Genomic DNA, 18267 nt, shown 5'->3' on the forward strand with positions numbered 1-18267 from the left:
AGCTGCTGTCATGGTGGGTTGTTGTTTGATACTGTGTCGTCTGCTGCCTTAGCGCTTGAAGCGTCTGAACGTAAAGCGTCTGAACGTAAAGCGTCTGAACGTAAAGCGTCTGAACGTAAAGCGTCTGAACGTAAAGCGTCTGAACGTAAAGCGTCTGAACGTAAAGCGTCTGAATCTAAAGTGGTCGGCTCTGACTCTAACTCTGGCTGTGACGGTGTTTCTGGTTTCGGCTTGGGTTTTTCTTTACTCAGCTTAATTTTTGTATGGCTATCGATTGGGTCGATTTTTACATAAGTAGACTCAGGAATGGATTTTGCTACTCGCTTAAGGCTTTTATTGATTCGTTTGACCGCTGCGGCGTCCTGTGCCGCTTGCTCCTCAGCCAGTGATGTGTCATACAGTGATTGATAAACCTCAAGAGTCGCCTCAATCATCTCACGCATGGTAAATTTGGTGGTCATCTCAGGGCGCGTGACACTCTCTAGCTGATTGCGAACCGCTTTACAAAGTGCCTTGGCATTGTACTCTTTGACCAGCCCTTGCGGATATAACGGCTGTAATATCTCACTGAATGCCGCTTGATCCCAGCCAATAACGGGGGTGCCTAGGTGAATCGCTTGTAGGGCGTTGATACCAATGGATTCAGGCTCATTGGCGAGCGCCATGACGATATTGGCCGCTGATAGCCACTCGCGCATGTCATTGCGCTTGCTACCCACGTAGGTGATGCGCTCGGCCAGCCCAAGTGTATTGGTACGCTGCCGAAAGTCCTCGTGTACCACGTCACCATCTCTATAATCATCGTCCATGATGATGACATGAATATTGGGAAATTGCTCCTGCAAATTGCCCAAAATATCAATCAGCCACTCTTGACCATATTCATTACCAATGACGGTGGGAAATACCAGCCATTTTTTGTGCTCAAGCTCAGGATACTCGGCAAAGGTGTGCCGTAGCCAATAGACAGATGGATTGTGCCGATAAGGGTAACGGCGGGTGTCGACGCCGCGGTAAATACGTTTGATGACCTTGGGTCCTGCGTCTTCTCGGCGCAGGCCTTTTTTTAGGTAGTTGGTGACACTATCGGAGACAGTAATCATGACGTCGACATCGAGCAGCGCTTGGGAGTATTTATTGATCGGATAAAAGCCGTACATGGTCGACACCAGCTTGGGCATGCGCTTTAGGCGCGCGCGGCGTAAGGCCAGATGTAGTATCCATGCAGGCGTACGCGAGTGCAAATGTATCACATCGGGGTCGTATTTTTCGATCAGATGGCGTAGGGCGTTGACGCGCAGCAACGACAGCCACGATTTTTTATTCATGTGCAGCTGATGATAATGGTTGCCATCACGCTTGAGGCGTTTGACCAGATCGTTTTCTTCATCGGCGCTTGAGACGATAATAGAGGTGTGACCGTTTTTGACCAAGGCGCGGCCAAGATGAAAAATACCGCGCTCGGATTCATCATGCTTTAAAGACGATAATAAGCGCATCACTTTCATAGCAGCGAGGGTCACCAAATCAAATATTAAGTTGCTATTGTCAGTTAAAAGTGGCAAAAACTCAACCACGAAGATAAAGGATGGGAACGAAAAAACATTAGCGCCGCTTTTGGATATGCTCGGCATTGGGTAGTATTTGTTTTTCGCTCAAGTATTTCCAGTAGCGCTGCGGTAAGTATTGCCGATGCAGGCGTGGGTTTTTGCGCTCAGTTATATTGACGTTGGTAAAGTAGCCTTGCCAAAACTGCTGATAGCGCCGCTCATCTGCGCTATGAATGCTGGCAGGGCGGCGCAGGACGGCATCATCTAGATCAGTGATGGTATGCAAGGCGGCAGGGCGCGTGGCTGTACTGTTGCTTTTGTCATAATAAATGCCGTAGCCGCGCGTTATATCATAAATCGCCCAATGCTGGTCTTGATAGCGCTGCCGAAAATGCTCACCTATGAGTGGCAACACATTAAAGTCCGGCTCCACGCGGGCGAAGTAAATATCATCGGTGGTGTGCTCAAAGCGCACAAAGGCTTCCATGCGGTGTTTTTCACGGCCGACAGATTTGACCGTTTGCACCAGCTCGAGCACATGCAAATTGCCGACATCCTGCATGATATGGCGATTGGGATAATCGATGGCGTATTTGACCACCCAAAATAACGTTGTGCCGATGTGCTCTTTTTCTGATAAAAACCCCCACAGCAAGTTGCGCATACCTGAGCGGCCGAGCAGCTGGTTTAGCTTGACTAGCACGCGCTCAGCATGTTCTTCATTAGGCACAACGCTGGTTGCTTGAGCAATCAATGAGGGTACATAACAGTCTTGGGCAATTAATTGTAGTGCTTCATCGTCATGTAATTTATTAATATAAACATAGAAGACAGCACTTAACCACCCTTCAAAACTTGGCTCATAAAGCACAATACTGGGTGTCAATTGACCAACAGGGTGCGCGGTGTTTGGGGCCAGCTCTAGCATATATGCTCCTTTTTAAAATAGTGCTAATTGCCCACTACGCTGATCCTTATATTTGGTCTGTGTTTGCGCCAGCACATATTGGCGGAAGTTCTCACGAGTCAGATGGGCGAGATGCTCGTTTTTACCAGTGGTGGCAATGAAGTATTTGGCACGATTGACCGCCGCGCCCATTTTTTTGAGATGATAAAGGGTCAACTGATTAAACTTACGCGCTGTCACAATCTTTTTGGCGGTTTTGGTACCGATACCTGGGATGCGTACAATCATCTCGTAGCTTGCCGTTTGGATATTGACAGGGAAATGCTCGCGATGACGGATAGCCCAAGCGAGCTTTGGATCACAGTCTAAATCGAGAAATGGCGACTCAGGCTCCACGATTTCATGCGCGCCAAAACCATAAAAACGCATTAGCCAATCCGCTTGATAAAGACGGTTTTCGCGCACCATGGGCACCGGCGTGCCTATCGCTGGCAGGCGATTGTCAGAGAGCATCGGCACGTACCCTGAATAGTAGACGCGTTTGAGATCATAAGTTTGATAAAAATGACTCGATAGCTGAATCACTTGTAAGTCTGTCTCGTTACTAGCCCCAACTATCATTTGACTGGTTTGACCCGCTGGGGTAAATTTGGGGGCTTTTTTATGGGTTTTACGGCTCTCACGAATCGTGACGATTTCTTCTTTTACCGTCTGCATCGGCGCTTTTAGCTCGTCGTGAGATTTTTCTGGAGCGAGCAACGCCAGCCCTGATTTGGTAGGAATCTCGATATTGACGCTCAAGCGGTCTGCATAAAGCCCCGCTTCTAACAATAGCTCTTTTGACGCGCCAGGAATGGTTTTTAGATGAATATAACCGTTAAAGCGCTCACGAGTACGCAGTATCTTGGCGACCTCGACCAGTCTCTCCATTGTGTAGTCGCCATTTTTAAAGATGCCTGAGCTGAGAAACAGCCCCTCGATATAGTTACGGCGATAAAACTGCATGGTCAAATCCACCACTTCTTCCACTGTAAAGGCGGCGCGCGGGGTGTTATTGCTTTTACGTGACGTACAATAAGCACAGTCGTATATACAGTGATTGGTCAGCAGAATTTTGAGCAAGCTGACGCAGCGACCGTCTTCGGTATAGCTGTGGCAAATGCCTGTCTTTGAGGCATCACCGAGGCCACCGCCTTGATTTTTGCGCGTGCCAGCGGAGGAGGAACAAGACACGTCGTATTTTGCCGCGTCTGCCAAAATATTGAGCTTGCCTTGCAATCGTTCGTAATTGATGGCTGCCATAAGCGTGATCTACCAAATCATTTATAGGTATGTATTTTAGCAAAATCAGGCTTAAGTCGTTGTATTTATAGGATAATATGAAAAACTACACGTCAGATAGTGTCGCAAGATACGTCATAAAAAGGTCTTGCTGACTATAAAACGAACCGGCAAGACCGTTTATCATTTTCAGAGTGATTAAATAACCATACTCTAAAATATAGTCTTTACTGAACCTTTGCTCGTATGACAACGGTCTGAGCAGCATTTGGGCTTAGGTCAGCCAAATTCCACTTAAGACCAGAATAGTTTTCTTTGGTGACCACGGTATTGCCAACTTGCTGGATGGTCTGATAGCTGTCGCCGCCAGTGGTGGCCTGCGTGGGTAGCGAGCTATTTAAGGACAGCAATTGCACGCCATTTGGCAGCGATACCATGGCATTGATGTCAGTGACAGGTTGTGCGGTGGTATTGAGATAAGTGGTGTGATATTCAATCACATCGCCAGGGGCGATATGGTTGGCAGGTACGGCTATTTCGCGGCCGTCGCTGTTTTTTAATATCTTCATGACCTTGGTTTGTGCATTGACAATGCCAGGCGTGCTAAAAGTTGGCGTCAATTGCAAGGTATCTACAGAGGTGGATACGATTTGCGTCGTTGCTGGCGGGTTTGTCACGACGGTGGTCGTAGGAGCGGTGATGACATCGACGCGGCTGGTTTTTTGGGTCAGCTGCTCGGTGACAGGTACGCTAGTGACCGTGGTGCGGCCTTGGGTCACGACCGTATCGTTGCCACTTTGGTGCACCGTATAACGTGGCACTGTGGTCACTTGCGTGACCGCATAGGGCATACCGTCTTTCATCGTAATACCGTTGGGCGTTGCCGTAATAGTGGCTGTTTTGCCATCAGCGTACTGCTCAACGACGGTCGTGCTACTGCCACCAGATGCGTTGATGGTCACTTCAGGCGCAGCATGTACTAAGTTGGCCGCAAGCAATGCGCCGGTAAAAAAAAGAGAAACCGCCATCGCTGCAGATGCTTTTTGGGGGATGGTTTTGTGGGTAGTAACCACAGGTATCGATGTCAAGCTCATAAAAGACTCCTTAAAAAATAACAGTCAATATCACCAATCATAAAGCGGCAAAAGGTAACGGCCTAAACAAAACCCCCGCTAAATGACACGGTAATACATGCCAAATAACGGGGGTATCGAGTACTGATAACAGTCAATTATAATCACGCTTTAACTGCGCTATTTAACTATCAAGCCGTCATTATTTTGAATAATAGTGCATCAATGAGCCACTTTACTTGAGATTTGCACGCAAACTTGTCATGATTATGCGGCAAAACAAATTGAGTATAAAAGTGGCATTGTGTAACTGCTATAAAAAAGGCTTCTATAATACCTGCTACTTATTAGGGCGTGTTGAACATTCACAAATAGTCTCTGTCAGTGCTATGGTTGAATTTTCAACACGCCCTAAGCAGATAAAAATGGGCGCTATTGGTCATAGATGACTTTCATAATTTCGTACTCCACCATACCTTTTGGCGTTTCGATACGTACTTCATCACCTTCAAACTTGCCAATCAGACCGCGAGCGATGGGTGAGTTGACAGAGATTTTGCCTGCTTTAAAATCCGCTTCATCGTCACCGACGATTTTGTATTGTTTTTCTTCTTCGGTATCCATGTTTTCGATGACTACGCTCACACCGAATACCACTCGACCATCGTTTGGCAGGGTCGTCGGGTCAATGACCTGTGCGGCGCCGAGCTTGGCTTCGATGTCGCGAATACGCGCTTCACAAAACCCTTGCTGCTCGCGTGCCGCATGGTATTCAGCGTTCTCTTTTAGATCACCGTGCTCGCGGGCTTCGGCGATGGCGGCGGTGATACGAGGGCGATCGACACTTTTTAGCTGTTTTAGTTCGGCTTCTAGCGCCGCGTGTCCTTGGGGAGTCATGGGGTAACGTTGCATGTTTTTTCCTTAAACCAATAACACCACACCACCTCAGATGAGATGGTGTCTGTGTTGTTGCAATGGGTTTGATATATAAAGAGTTATATTGTATCAAGCATAAAGATACGAGGAGCGGTGGCAAACGCAGCGCAGGCTACGACGGGTAGTCCTTGCTCATGTCTGACTGGCTCTGCTGATCTTTATACATGGTACGAAAAGGTTAAACAGATCATGGGTCGACGCATTTACCAACGGGTAGATGCGCGTGTGATCTTACATAATAAAAAGCATAGTCGCAGTTTAGCCACTATGCTTTTTGGGTCTATCTTGGTAAACGTCTTCTCAAGCATTATTGTCGTATCAAAACGCTTGACACGTTTTGTCGCTGCGTTTTATTTGCTTGACGATAATGCTTAATCTACTGAAATTATTGGGCCGCGTCAACCACCTTTGCTTGCTCGTGCAAATCTTGTAGCTTATAGACATCAAATGGCAAGTCGATGGCATAAGATTTACAGACAGCATCCGCTGCACCTAAGGTCGTGACATAAAACACTTTATTCTGTAGCGCGCTGCGGCGGATAGAGAATGAATCCTCTTGCGCCTGCTTACCCTCGGTCGTATTTATAATAAGGTCGATTTTGCCGTTTTTCAAGGCATCAACGATATGCGGACGACCTTCGGTGACTTTGTTGATCTGAGTGCTGGCAATACCGGCTTCGCTGAGCACCTTTTGCGTGCCCGTCGTTGAGACGATATTAAAGCCAAAATCAGCAAGCTGACGCGCGATAGGGGCGATTTGTGCCTTGTCGCTATCACGAACCGAGATAAAGGCCGTTTTGGTTTCGCCTTCAACAGGCAGGCCTGGCAGGCGCTCGTTACTACCGATAATGGCCTTATAAAACGCTTCGCCAAAGGTTTTACCAACGCCCATGACCTCACCAGTCGATTTCATCTCAGGGCTCAAGATAGGATCGACCCCCGGGAACTTGGCAAACGGGAAGACCGCTTCTTTTACTGCGTAAAACGAAGGAACAATCTCGGTAGTAAAGTCTTGATCTTTTAATGACGTGCCAGCCATACAGCGCGCTGCCACTTGCGCCAATGAGGTGCCAATGCACTTAGAGACAAACGGCACGGTACGAGCGGCACGTGGGTTCACTTCTAGAATGTAAACGGTGTTACCTTTTACCGCGAATTGGACGTTCATTAGGCCGACCACGCCAAGCTCTTTTGCCATCGCTACCGTCTGCGCACGCATGGTATCGCAAAGCTCATCCGATAATGAGTAAGGCGGTAATGAACATGCCGAGTCGCCAGAGTGGACGCCTGCTTGTTCGATATGCTGCATGATACCACCGATCACCACATCAGTGCCGTCACAAACACAGTCGACATCGACTTCGATGGCATCATCTAAAAAGCGGTCTAATAGGACGGGCGCTTCGTTTGATGCTTGTACAGCGGTACGCAAGTAGTGTTTTAGCTCGTCTTCGTTATAGACGATTTCCATTGCGCGGCCACCCAAGACGTATGATGGGCGAACGACTAACGGATAGCCGACGTCTTTGGCTTTCACCAAGCCGTCTTCTAGGCTGGTCGCTAGCGCGTTTGATGGCTGCACGAGGTTTAGCTGCTGAATCATGTGCTGGAAGCGCTCACGGTCTTCAGCGCGGTCGATGGCATCAGGGCTGGTACCGATGATTTTTACGCCAGCAGATTCTAACGCGCGCGCCAGTTTCAATGGTGTCTGTCCGCCAAACTGCACGATGACGCCGTCTGGGTTTTCGATACGGACGATCTCTAGCACGTCTTCTAGCGTGATTGGCTCAAAGTAGAGGCGGTCTGAGGTGTCATAATCGGTCGAGACGGTTTCTGGGTTACAGTTGACCATGATGGTTTCATAGCCGTCTTCGCGCATGGCGAGGGCAGCATGGACACAGCAATAGTCAAACTCAATCCCTTGACCGATACGGTTAGGGCCACCGCCGATCACCATGATTTTTTTCTTATCGGTTGGGTTGGCCTCGCATTCGCTGTCATAAGTTGAGTACATGTAGGCGGTGCTGGTGGCAAATTCTGCCGCACAGGTATCGACGCGCTTGTAGACTGGATAAATGGCTAAATCCCAGCGTTTTTTGCGTAATTGCTTTTGTGATATGCCGAGCAGCTTGGCCAAACGCAGGTCTGATAAGCCTTTACGCTTAAAGCTACGCATGTTTTCAGCGTTCAAGCCGCCAAAGCCTAAGGTTTTAACCTGTGCTTCAGTTTTGACGATGTCTTCGATCTGTACCAAAAACCATGGGTCAATTTTGGTGTAATTAAAGACGTCATCGACACTCATACCGACGCGAAAGGCATCAGCCAGATAATAAATGCGCTCAGGCGTTGGGATGGTTAGACGGTTGATAATCTCAGAACGCGCTTTGTCAGCCGGCACTTTTGTCAAATCGATTTGCTCATCAAAGCCGTCTGAGCCTGTTTCCATGCCGCGCAGGGCTTTTTGCATGGACTCTTGGAAGTTACGGCCGATTGCCATGACTTCACCGACTGACTTCATTTGCGTCGAGAGGATATTGTCCGATTGTGGGAATTTTTCAAAGTTAAAACGCGGGATTTTGGTGACGACATAGTCAAGCGCCGGCTCAAAGCTAGCTGGCGTTTTGCCGCCTGTGATGTCATTTTGCAATTCGTCTAGGGTATAACCAACGGCTAACTTTGCAGCGATTTTGGCAATCGGAAAACCCGTGGCTTTTGAGGCAAGGGCAGACGAGCGTGATACGCGAGGGTTCATCTCGATGACGACCATACGGCCCGTGTCTGGGTTAATACCGAACTGCACGTTTGAGCCGCCAGTTTCGACGCCAATCTCACGCAGTACCGCAAGCGAGGCATTACGCATGATTTGGTATTCTTTATCGGTCAAAGTCTGCGCAGGCGCGACAGTGATAGAGTCGCCCGTGTGTACGCCCATGGGGTCAAAGTTCTCAATCGCACAAATAATGATGCAGTTGTCGTTTTTGTCACGCACCACTTCCATCTCATACTCTTTCCAGCCGATGAGTGATTCATCGATAAGCAGCTGATGGTTGGGTGATAAATCAAAACCGCGCTCGCAGATTTCGATAAATTCATCGCGGTTGTAGGCGATACCGCCGCCTGAGCCGCCCATGGTGAATGACGGACGAATGATACATGGGTAGCCCATTTTTTCTTGGGTAGCAAAGGCTTCTTCCATGGTTTCAGCGGTTTCGGCGCGTGGGCACTCAAGGCCGATACGCTTCATGGCTTGGTCAAACAGCTCACGATCCTCTGCCATCTCAATCGCGTCTTTGGTCGCGCCAATCAGCTCGCAGTTATATTTGGTAAGGATGCCGTGCTTGTCCAAATCCAGCGCGCAGTTCAGCGCCGTTTGGCCGCCCATCGTCGGCAAAATAGCATCAGGGCGCTCTTTGGCGATGATTTGCTCGACTGTTTGCCAAGTAATTGGCTCGATATAGGTGGCATCGGCCATCACAGGGTCGGTCATGATGGTCGCAGGGTTTGAATTGACCAAGATGACGCGGTAGCCTTCCTCGCGTAGCGCTTTACACGCCTGCGCGCCTGAGTAGTCAAACTCACATGCTTGGCCGATGACGATAGGGCCTGCGCCAATGATAAGAATGCTTTTTATGTCGGTACGTTTTGGCATAGTTAGGGCTACCTTCGTTTGGATGATATTTTGAGTAATCTATAATATAACGATATTGTCAGTTCAGCTTATCGTGTTTGATATGGTGTAGCTTGAACCACCCTCGGTGCTTCAAGCGTTATATTTATTATTTATGGGTCAATATCCATTCTTTAATCTTTGGCCGCTTAAGATTTAGCAGCTGCCATCATCTCAGCGAACTTATCAAACAGCGGCGCAGCATCATGCGGGCCAGGGCTGGCCTCTGGGTGACCTTGGAAGCTAAATACTGGCTTGTCGATCAGCTCAATACCTTGGTTGGTACCATCAAACAGTGAACGGTGAGTCGATTTGACGTTGTCAGGTAGCGTGTCTTCATCGACAGCAAAACCATGGTTTTGACTGGTAATCATCACCGTCCCTGTGGCCAAATCTTGTACAGGATGGTTGGCGCCATGATGACCAGTTTTCATCTTGATGGTGCTAGCGCCGCTGGCCAGACCAATCAGCTGATGGCCTAGGCAGATACCAAAGGTCGGAATATCTGTCTCGGTGATGATGTGACGTACCGCGTCGATAGCATAGTCACAGGCGGCAGGGTCGCCGGGGCCATTGGATAAAAAGATACCGTCTGGGTTCATCGCCAGTACGTCTGCAATCGGCGTTTGCGCTGGTACCACCGTCACATGACAGCCGCGGTCGACCAGCATACGCAGGATGTTGGTTTTACTACCGAAGTCATAAGCGACGACGTTGTATTTAGAGTCGATGTGAGTGCCAAGCTGCTTAAAAAAGCCGCCTGTACCGCTATCATGGCTACCGGGTGCATCACGGTTTAGCAGTGTGTCGGACAAATCCCACGTCCCCGCTGTCCATTCGAAGTTTTCTTTAGTGCAGCATTCTTTTGCCAAGTCCATGCCTTTGATGCCGGCAAACTCTTGTGCCAATTCAATCGCTTTTTGCTCGTCATCAGGGGTGATGGTGTTGCCTTCGGCTGGAGTCATGATGCAGCCATGCTGCGCCCCTTGATCACGTAGGATGCGCGTCAGCTTACGGGTGTCGATATCGGCAATCGCGACCGTATCATTGCGCGTGAGGTAATCGGTTAATGATTCGGTATTACGAAAGCTTGAGGTTGCCATAGTGGCATCACGGATAATCAGACCTTCTGCCCATACTTTATGGGTGTTGCCAGATTCGCTGTCTTCACTGTTGGTGCCGGTGTTACCAATGTGCGGATAGGTAAGGGTGACCAACTGGCGCGCGTAGCTTGGGTCAGTTAGGATTTCTTGATACCCTGTCATGGCTGTATTAAACACCACCTCACCGACACGATGACCAAGGCTACCGATACTGACACCGCGAAAGATCGTACCGTCTGCTAGTGCCAAAATTGCTTGTATTTCTGCCGATGAATTCAAGGTTTGCCTCCGCTATTATTTGTGAGTTCTGTGACGATGCTTGTGGTTGGCTGTCGGTGTAAAGCCTTTGTTTTTAAGGTCTTGGAAATAATAAACCTCAAGAAAAATATAGGCTGCACACAAAAGTTGCCCACAAAAAAGCGAGAAGACATTATCGATGGAAACTACAAAACTCACTAGGTAGTGAATAGGTAACTTGCATCATGTCCGCTCGCTTAGGCACAGATTTTGCGCATTATATACAATGTAGACGCAGATAGCCAGCTGATTTTTAACACAGTACAAGCGCTGTGCCAAGTTGTCAGAATTAAGTTGGCCAGATGGGCGAGCGGCTACGATGAATAGCGCTGGATTTCTACAGTTGTCTTTGCCACAATGAGTCGTAACATCATGAACCGCAACATCGACCAATTAACCGAAGCGTTTTTTAGTAGGACAAGGAACCATTATGATTTACCAGTATATAGACAAAACCCCTGAATTTGCTAGCCCCTTTCATGGCTGGGTGGCTGATAGCGCACAAGTGATTGGTGATGTGTATTTGGGGCATCAAGCCAGCGTCTGGTTTGGTGCGGTGATTCGCGGTGACAACGAGCGCATTCATATCGGTGACTATAGTAATGTACAAGAAAACAGCGTCATCCATACCGATGCAGGTATCGAAGTCAAAATAGGTAACTATGTGACGATTGGGCATTTGGCAATGTTGCACGGCTGCGAGATTGGCGATAATAGTTTAGTCGGAATCGGTGCGGTGGTGCTGAATCATGCCAAAATCGGTAAAAACTGCATCATCGGTGCCAAAGCCTTAGTCACAGAAGGTAAGGAAATCCCAGACAACTCACTGGTCATGGGCGCACCGGCCAAAGTGGTGAAAACCCTAACGGATGAGCAAGCAGCGATGTTAAAACTATCGGCCATGCACTATAGTGAGCGCTGTCAGAAGTTTAAAACTGGCCTCAAAGAAATAGCCATGCCTGAATGATAAGAAGTAATGAACGGCGGATATGAGTGGCTCATTTTGTCGTTTCTCATTTTGTCCGTTGTTCGTATTATCGTCGCTGACATTGTGGTTGCGCGTATTTACGTCATGAGCATCATGACCAGCCAAATAGCCGCAAAGATAGCAATACCGATCATCAGACCTCGAAAGATATCATGGCGTATAGAGTAGTCGTTGAGATAAGCGTTATTGCCAGCTTGTTGATTGTGTAAGGCATTGACGCTCTCGGCACCGGCGTTTTTGCCGACAAAAAACCCAATAATGGCACCCAAAACCAGCAGGATGGGCGTAAACAACCAAAAAATATCGCCCGTGCCTAGATTGAATAAAGAGCGAATCACGACGATAGCAAGATCGATAAACAACCCGCCAGCGCCATAAAGCAAAGCTGTCAAGAGCGCGTATAAGATACGTGCCATCGGAGACTGATAATCCTCTCCTCGTTGCCGCCGCCTAATTTCTTTGATAGAGCGGGCAGGGCGTCTCGGTCGACGAGCGGTGGTGGACTGGGGATTGGGCGTTTTCATAAGCTTCTCTGTTTTTATTATAAAGTTAGCATAATTTTGTTTGCTAAACAGTCGTATTCACGAAATATTACCGAGTCATGGAAGATGGGGTGCCACTAACTATCACCCAACTTTTAACCCTTCTTTACCAATCATCGTTTTATCACTCACCATAAGGCTTTATTATGCAGGCAGCACAACCGATAGCAAAAGAACTGGCGCTTTTTGATTTGGATCATACTTTGCTCGATGTCGATAGCGACTATCTTTGGGGCGAGTATATCGTCAAGCACAATCTGGTCGATGAGGCCGAATATCGTACGGCCAATCAAAAGTTTTATCAGGACTATATCGAAGGCACGCTCGATGCCACTGAGTACAATGAGTTTGTCGCCCAGTTTTTGAGTAGCTTACCGATGGAGAGGCTACACGCGTTACGCGAAGACTATATCAAGTCTGAGATCGAGCCGCACATCCGCCCAAAAGCGATGGAGGTGCTCTGTCAGCATGTGGAAAAAGGGCATGATGTGGTGATAATCTCCGCGACCAATGATTTTGTGGTGTCTGCCATCGCAAAGCGTTTTGGGGTTGAGGCTGGCAATGTATTATCGACGCCGCTTGAGATAAAGGACGCCCGCTATACCGGCAAGCTAACCGACAAGCCAAACTTTAAAGAAGGTAAGATTTATCATCTCGATAAGTGGCTAAATAAGCAGCAGCTCGCTGGCGTTCGCTTTGAAAAAACTTACGCGTATTCAGATTCTAAAAATGACATCCCGCTGCTAGAATGGGCGGACGTCGCAGTCTGCGTGTCTCCTGATGACGCGCTGCATGCTCATGCGCTGGCGCATCGTTGGGCGGTCGAAGATTGGTCGATTGAGGCTGGTCAATGAGCCGCTACCAGTCAGCGTACAATTAATCCATTATGTAACCGAAATCTCATTTAAAATAGCGCCCGAGTGCGACCTTTATTTTTTAGCAAAAAAACAGGACTATTTATGGAAATCAATCCGTATCAAGAAAAAATCAAAGACTTATCTGAGCGAGGACAGGATCTTCGGAGGTATCTTTGACTTCGATGGTAAGCAAGAGCGCCTAGAAGAAATCAATTTGGAATTAGAAAATCCCGAGCTATGGAACGATCCTGAGCGCGCGACCAAGATTAATAAAGAAAAAAGTCAGCTTGATGGTGTCATCGACGTGGTGATATCGCTTGAGACTACCTTGGCAGATGCCTCTGCCATGCTCGAGCTGGCGGTCGAGGCAGAGGACGAGTCACTGCTAGCGGACGTGCAAAGCGAGCTAGATAGTGCCGAGACGCGTGTGGCGGACTTGGAGTTTCGCCGTATGTTTAGCGGCGAGATGGACCCAAACAACTGCTACTTAGACATTCAGTCGGGTAGTGGCGGTACCGAAGCACAAGACTGGGCCGAGATGCTGCTACGGATGTACACGCGTTGGGCGGAGTCACATGGCTTTAAGGTCGATGTCATCGAAGTGTCGTCTGGTAGTGTCGCTGGGATTAAATCAGCGACGATCGAGATCAAAGGCGACTATGCGTTTGGCTGGCTGCGTACCGAGATTGGTGTGCATCGCCTAGTGCGTAAGTCACCATTTGATAGCAACAATGGCCGTCATACGTCATTTGCCGCTGTTTTTGTTTCGCCTGAGATTGACGACAACGTCGAGATTGATATTAATCCGGCCGATCTGCGTATCGATACCTACCGCTCATCGGGCGCGGGTGGTCAGCACGTCAACACCACTGATTCTGCGGTGCGTATTACCCACGAGCCAACTGGCGTGGTGGTCACGTGCCAAAACGAGCGTAGCCAGCATGGCAACAAAGCCACTGCCATGAAAATGCTGCGCGCCAAGCTTTATGAGCTTGAGATGCAAAAACGTATGGAAAAACAGCAAGCGGTCGAAGACAATAAGTCTGACGTCGGCTGGGGTAGTCAAATTCGCTCGTATGTGCTCGATGACTCACGTATCAAGGACTTGCGTACTGGCGTTGAGACGTTTAATACCAGCGCGGTACTCGATGGTGATCTCGATCAATTCATCGAAGCCAGCCTTAAAGCAGGACTGTAAGGTTTATCAACACATTTTAAACACCATTACTTAAGGAAAATTTATGCCAAGCGTAAATAGTTATTTTGACGATAAAGTCACGTCGATCGCCTTTCAGACAGCCACTCTGCCAGCGACTGTCGGCGTGATGGAAATTGGGGAGTATGAATTTGGCACCAGCGAATTTGAGACCATGAGTGTGGTGAGCGGCGCGTTGACCGTTAAACTGCCAGAAAGTAGCGAATGGCAGACCTTTGATGCTGGCGAGTCATTTACCGTTGAAGCCAATCAGAAGTTTGGCGTAAAAGTAGAGGTTGAGACCGCTTATTTATGTACTTATGGTAAATAAAGCTTTTTAGATTTGTCGTCGTCATATTGACACTAGCCATAAAAAACGCCAAGTATTAAATGCTTGGCGTTTTTTTTATGGTAATTGGACGGCTATTTACACAGTATTACACTTTGCTTGTGGCAAACAAACAGCAAAAAAAACCGCCATTAATTATGCTAAAGCGTCTATTTTATCAATCGAGTATTTTTTATGGCGAAGTTAGACCAGCAAACAACCCCGCAAGATGTACGCCATGATTATGAACATTTAGCACGCTTGGCAAACCTGCGTTATGTCAGCGACGATGAGCCTGGGTTTACCCGTCGGCGTTGGGGTCGCGGCTTTACCTATCGTGATGCGGCAGGCAAGACGGTAAAAGACAAAGCGCTGCGTCAGCGCTTTGATGCGCTGGTGATACCGCCGATGTGGTCAGAGGTGTGGATATGCCAAGACGAAAAAGGCCATCTGCAATCGACAGGCCGCGATGACAAAGCGCGCAAGCAGTACCTGTATCATCCGGAGTGGAACCGCGTGCGCGATCACGCCAAGTTTGCCGCGATGATAGGGTTTGCGACTGCGTTGCCCACGCTGCGCGAGCAAGTCGAAAAAGATCTAGAAGCTGCGCCGTTATCACGCGCCAATGTATTAGCCGCCGTGGTCAAGTTATTGGAAACTACCCTCATTCGTATCGGTAATAGTCGCTATGCAAAGATGAATAAAAGCTATGGGCTGAGTACGCTGCGCAGTAAGCACGTGAGCGAGACGGATAACGGTCTGGCGTTTGACTTTGTCGGCAAAAGTGCCAAAGAGCACCATATCGAGCTGCAAGACGAGCGCTTGATTGAAATTGTGCAAGCCTGTAGTGAGCTGCCAGGGTATCAGATTTTTAAATATTTAGATGAAAATGGTGACAAGCAAGTTGTGGATAGCAGCGATGTCAATGACTACTTGCGCCGTCATCTGTGTGCGGCTACAGAGGCGCACAAACAGCCGAGCAGCGAGGACTTGATGGGTCTTGCATCGGGCAGATTGTACAGTGCAAAGGACTTTCGTACTTGGATGGCCAGTGTACTGGCAGCGAGCTATCTGTATGATGAGTTGCAGACCTCGGCAGGCCGGACAATCTTAGCCAGCGCCCCTGCTAGCAAGGCGCGTCAGCAGCTGGTTACCGATATGGTGAAGAGCGTGGCCGAAGAGCTTGGCAATACGCCAGCGGTATGCCGTGCTTCTTATATTCATCCGATGCTTATCGAACGGTTTTTGGCAGGTCAGTTTTTTGAAACATACAAACACGCCCGACGTGGCCGTAGCAAAAAGCACCAAAGCTGTGAAGAAAAAGCGCTATTAAGCTGCCTGTGTACTTGGCAATAACTTGTGGGCTTAGCAATGAGACGTTATGTCGCATAAGCCTGCCATGGCGATGAGATGATAAGTCATATGCAATTGCGCTGAACGGTCATGACTATATAGAAACTAAATAGATAAAAACTACGTAGAAAGAATAATACCAGCAGAAAAAAATAATATAAAAATGATACGTTATGTATTGAAATAATAAGTAAAATGCGTTACTAATAGCGTATAGACAATAAAAACCGCCCATAGGATAGGGCGGTTTTACAAGTGAGACAGTGGTGTTTTGATTCACGAGCATTTTGATCCATGATGTCATGCGCCGCTGTTGTCACTTGTCATCAATGACCTGCAAGTGCTAAAGGATTGGCTTATGACTACCTCATCGACCCCCACGACAACTCACACCGATACGCGCCCACACTACCGCGATTATTATCAAAACTTTAATATCAATAACTTATTGACCGAAATATATGGCGAGCATCTGGACGACCAGCGAAATGCTTACATGGCCTGCTGCGGGCGCCATGTGCGTGATGGGCGGGGTGAGCATCTCGCACTCGTACACGAAGACACAGCAGGCAACGTCACGCGCCTAAGCTTCGCTGAGCTTGATAAGGCCAGTGGTCACGTTGCCAACCTGCTCCAGTCATATGGTGTGCAAGCTGGCGATCAAGTGGCGACCATGCTGCCGCGCACACCTGAGCTGCTGACTATTGTATTGGCGACATGGCGTATTGGTGCCGTGTATCAGCCGTTATTTACCGCTTTTGGCTATGAGTCGATCAAATACCGTATGGATAAGGCCAATACCAAAGTGGTATTTACCAACCTTGAGAACCGCGGCAAGTTTGAGGATTTGGCTGAACAAACCAAAATGGTCTTGGTGGGCGGCAATGATAGCCAGCAGGACCATGGCTGGGGTGACGATCGTTATGAGGAGGTGGTAGCAGCGCAGTCATCTACGGCGGCGCCTGTGCTCTTGGATACAGATGCGCCATTTTTGCAGATGTTTACTTCTGGGACCGTCGGTAAATCTAAGGGCGTCAGCGTTCCTCTCAGCGCGCTCTCGGCTTTTTATCTATATATGCGTTATGCCATCGATTTGCGCGCCGATGATAATTACTGGAATATGGCCGATCCTGGCTGGGCCTATGGGTTGTATTATGCCATTACAGGGCCGTTGCTGATGGGCATCACCACCCATTTTAATGAGTCAGGATTTGATGCAGAAAACACGCGCGACTTTATGGCGCGTCATAAGATTACCAATTTGGCCTCCTCGCCCACTGCCTTTCGTATGATGAAATCCAGCGGCGTGTTTGAGCGGGCGCATGATGATAGCGATGCCGCGCTATCCCTACGCTGCGCCAACTCGGCAGGCGAGACCCTAAATACCGAGGTCGTCAACTGGGTGGAGACTTATCTAAACTGCAAAGTCTGTGACCAATATGGACAAACTGAGACGGGAATGACGTGCTGCGAGCACCATGCTTTGACCCATGAGTGTCCTGTCGGCTCAATGGGTATGGCGCTTCCAGGGCATACCCTCGTCGTGTTGGATGATGACATGAATGTCTTGCCTGATGGTGAGCAAGGCCAGCTGGCGGTGGTGGTCAGTCAGTCGCCCGCGTTTTATTTCCGTGGTTATAGCTGGAATGAAAAAGACGCCTTTGTCGGTGATTACTACCTAACAGGCGATGTGGTCGAACGTCATAGTGACGGTAGCTATTGGTTCTCAGGGCGTGATGATGACATCATCATCACCGCAGGCTACCGTGTGGGGCCGACTGATGTCGAAAACACCGTACTGGAGCATGATGCGGTGGCAGAGTCGGCGGCCGTCGGCGTACCTGATGAAGTGCGCGGTCATACCATCAAGTCGTATGTGGTGCTAAAGGACGGCATCGAAGGCTCAGATGAGCTGGCCAAAGAAATACAAGCCCTGGTACGCAAGCGTCTATCGACACACGCCTATCCGCGTGACGTTGAGTTTGTGGCAGCATTGCCCAAGACCCCAAGTGGCAAGATTCAGCGCTTTTTGCTGCGCAGTTTGTCTGCGGCATAAGCCAAGAAAAACGCGACGATATCAAGACGCGGCCATATTATGGGCGACTGTACGTCAGTCGCTGCCTTATTGGCCATGTTAGCTTAAGATGAGCAATGCATCATGCATTGTCTCAAATATTTTTCCGTACACTA

The 18267-nt window shown here is 48.6% G+C and carries 14 protein-coding genes; 6 read left to right on the top strand and 8 right to left on the bottom strand.

From position 1 onward, the window contains the following. Positions 1 to 8: 8 nt before the first annotated feature. From JFC05_RS01940 to carA, 7 genes are all read right to left on the bottom strand, one after another. Positions 9 to 1565 carry a glycosyltransferase gene (locus tag JFC05_RS01940; RefSeq protein WP_227697369.1) on the bottom strand — a complete coding sequence of 519 codons (1557 nt, stop codon included), beginning with the start codon at positions 1563 to 1565 and terminating at the stop codon, positions 9 to 11. Positions 1566 to 1605: 40 nt separating this feature from the next. Then, positions 1606 to 2478: a TIGR03915 family putative DNA repair protein gene (locus JFC05_RS01945; protein ID WP_198335540.1), complete on the bottom strand. Its 873-nt coding sequence runs from the start codon at positions 2476 to 2478 to the stop codon at positions 1606 to 1608. A 12-nt stretch (positions 2479 to 2490) separates the two neighbouring features. Beyond that, the gene (locus JFC05_RS01950; protein WP_198335541.1) at positions 2491 to 3759 is read right to left on the bottom strand and encodes a putative DNA modification/repair radical SAM protein; all 1269 of its coding nucleotides are present in this window, start codon (positions 3757 to 3759) and stop codon (positions 2491 to 2493) included. A 206-nt stretch (positions 3760 to 3965) separates the two neighbouring features. Further along, complete coding sequence (locus JFC05_RS01955; protein WP_227697370.1) at positions 3966 to 4832, bottom strand: hypothetical protein; 867 nt, start codon at positions 4830 to 4832, stop codon at positions 3966 to 3968. A gap of 411 nt (positions 4833 to 5243) precedes the next feature. Then, complete coding sequence (gene greA / locus JFC05_RS01960; RefSeq protein ID WP_105245143.1) at positions 5244 to 5723, bottom strand: transcription elongation factor GreA; 480 nt, start codon at positions 5721 to 5723, stop codon at positions 5244 to 5246. Between the two features lie 409 nt (positions 5724 to 6132). Beyond that, positions 6133 to 9396, bottom strand: coding sequence for a carbamoyl-phosphate synthase large subunit (gene carB / locus JFC05_RS01965; RefSeq protein WP_198335542.1), 3264 nt, complete (start codon positions 9394 to 9396; stop codon positions 6133 to 6135). 167 nt (positions 9397 to 9563) lie between these two features. Continuing rightward, positions 9564 to 10796: a glutamine-hydrolyzing carbamoyl-phosphate synthase small subunit gene (gene carA, locus JFC05_RS01970; protein WP_198335543.1), complete on the bottom strand. Its 1233-nt coding sequence runs from the start codon at positions 10794 to 10796 to the stop codon at positions 9564 to 9566. A 448-nt stretch (positions 10797 to 11244) separates the two neighbouring features. Here carA and JFC05_RS01975 point away from each other — a divergent pair, with 448 nt between their 5' ends. Continuing rightward, on the top strand, positions 11245 to 11781 hold the full coding sequence (locus JFC05_RS01975) for a gamma carbonic anhydrase family protein (protein WP_198335544.1): 537 nt from the start codon (positions 11245 to 11247) through the stop codon (positions 11779 to 11781). 98 nt (positions 11782 to 11879) lie between these two features. On the opposite strand, the gene JFC05_RS01980 is transcribed toward JFC05_RS01975, so the two are convergent. After that, a complete protein-coding gene (locus JFC05_RS01980; protein ID WP_198335545.1) occupies positions 11880 to 12326 on the bottom strand; it encodes a hypothetical protein in 447 nt (148 codons plus the stop codon). 164 nt (positions 12327 to 12490) lie between these two features. On the opposite strand from JFC05_RS01980, the gene JFC05_RS01985 reads away from it, so the two are divergent. The 5 genes from JFC05_RS01985 to JFC05_RS02005 all read left to right on the top strand — a co-directional run bounded on the left by JFC05_RS01985 (position 12491) and on the right by JFC05_RS02005 (position 18133). Further along, a complete protein-coding gene (locus JFC05_RS01985; RefSeq protein ID WP_075101135.1) occupies positions 12491 to 13198 on the top strand; it encodes an HAD family hydrolase in 708 nt (235 codons plus the stop codon). A gap of 105 nt (positions 13199 to 13303) precedes the next feature. After that, a protein-coding gene (prfB, locus tag JFC05_RS01990) for a peptide chain release factor 2 (RefSeq protein WP_198335546.1) occupies positions 13304 to 14399 on the top strand; the annotation gives its coding sequence in 2 pieces (ribosomal slippage) (positions 13304 to 13375 and positions 13377 to 14399; 1095 coding nt in all). A 43-nt stretch (positions 14400 to 14442) separates the two neighbouring features. After that, complete coding sequence (gene ppnP / locus JFC05_RS01995) at positions 14443 to 14727, top strand: pyrimidine/purine nucleoside phosphorylase (protein WP_192993871.1); 285 nt, start codon at positions 14443 to 14445, stop codon at positions 14725 to 14727. Positions 14728 to 14919: 192 nt separating this feature from the next. Beyond that, the gene (locus JFC05_RS02000) at positions 14920 to 16080 is read left to right on the top strand and encodes a DNA topoisomerase IB (RefSeq protein ID WP_198335547.1); all 1161 of its coding nucleotides are present in this window, start codon (positions 14920 to 14922) and stop codon (positions 16078 to 16080) included. A gap of 355 nt (positions 16081 to 16435) precedes the next feature. Further along, the gene (locus JFC05_RS02005) at positions 16436 to 18133 is read left to right on the top strand and encodes an AMP-binding protein (protein ID WP_198335548.1); all 1698 of its coding nucleotides are present in this window, start codon (positions 16436 to 16438) and stop codon (positions 18131 to 18133) included. Positions 18134 to 18267 lie beyond the last annotated feature (134 nt).

Source organism: Psychrobacter celer (genome assembly GCF_016107555.1).
GTDB classification, from domain to species: Bacteria; Pseudomonadota; Gammaproteobacteria; order Pseudomonadales; family Moraxellaceae; genus Psychrobacter; species Psychrobacter celer.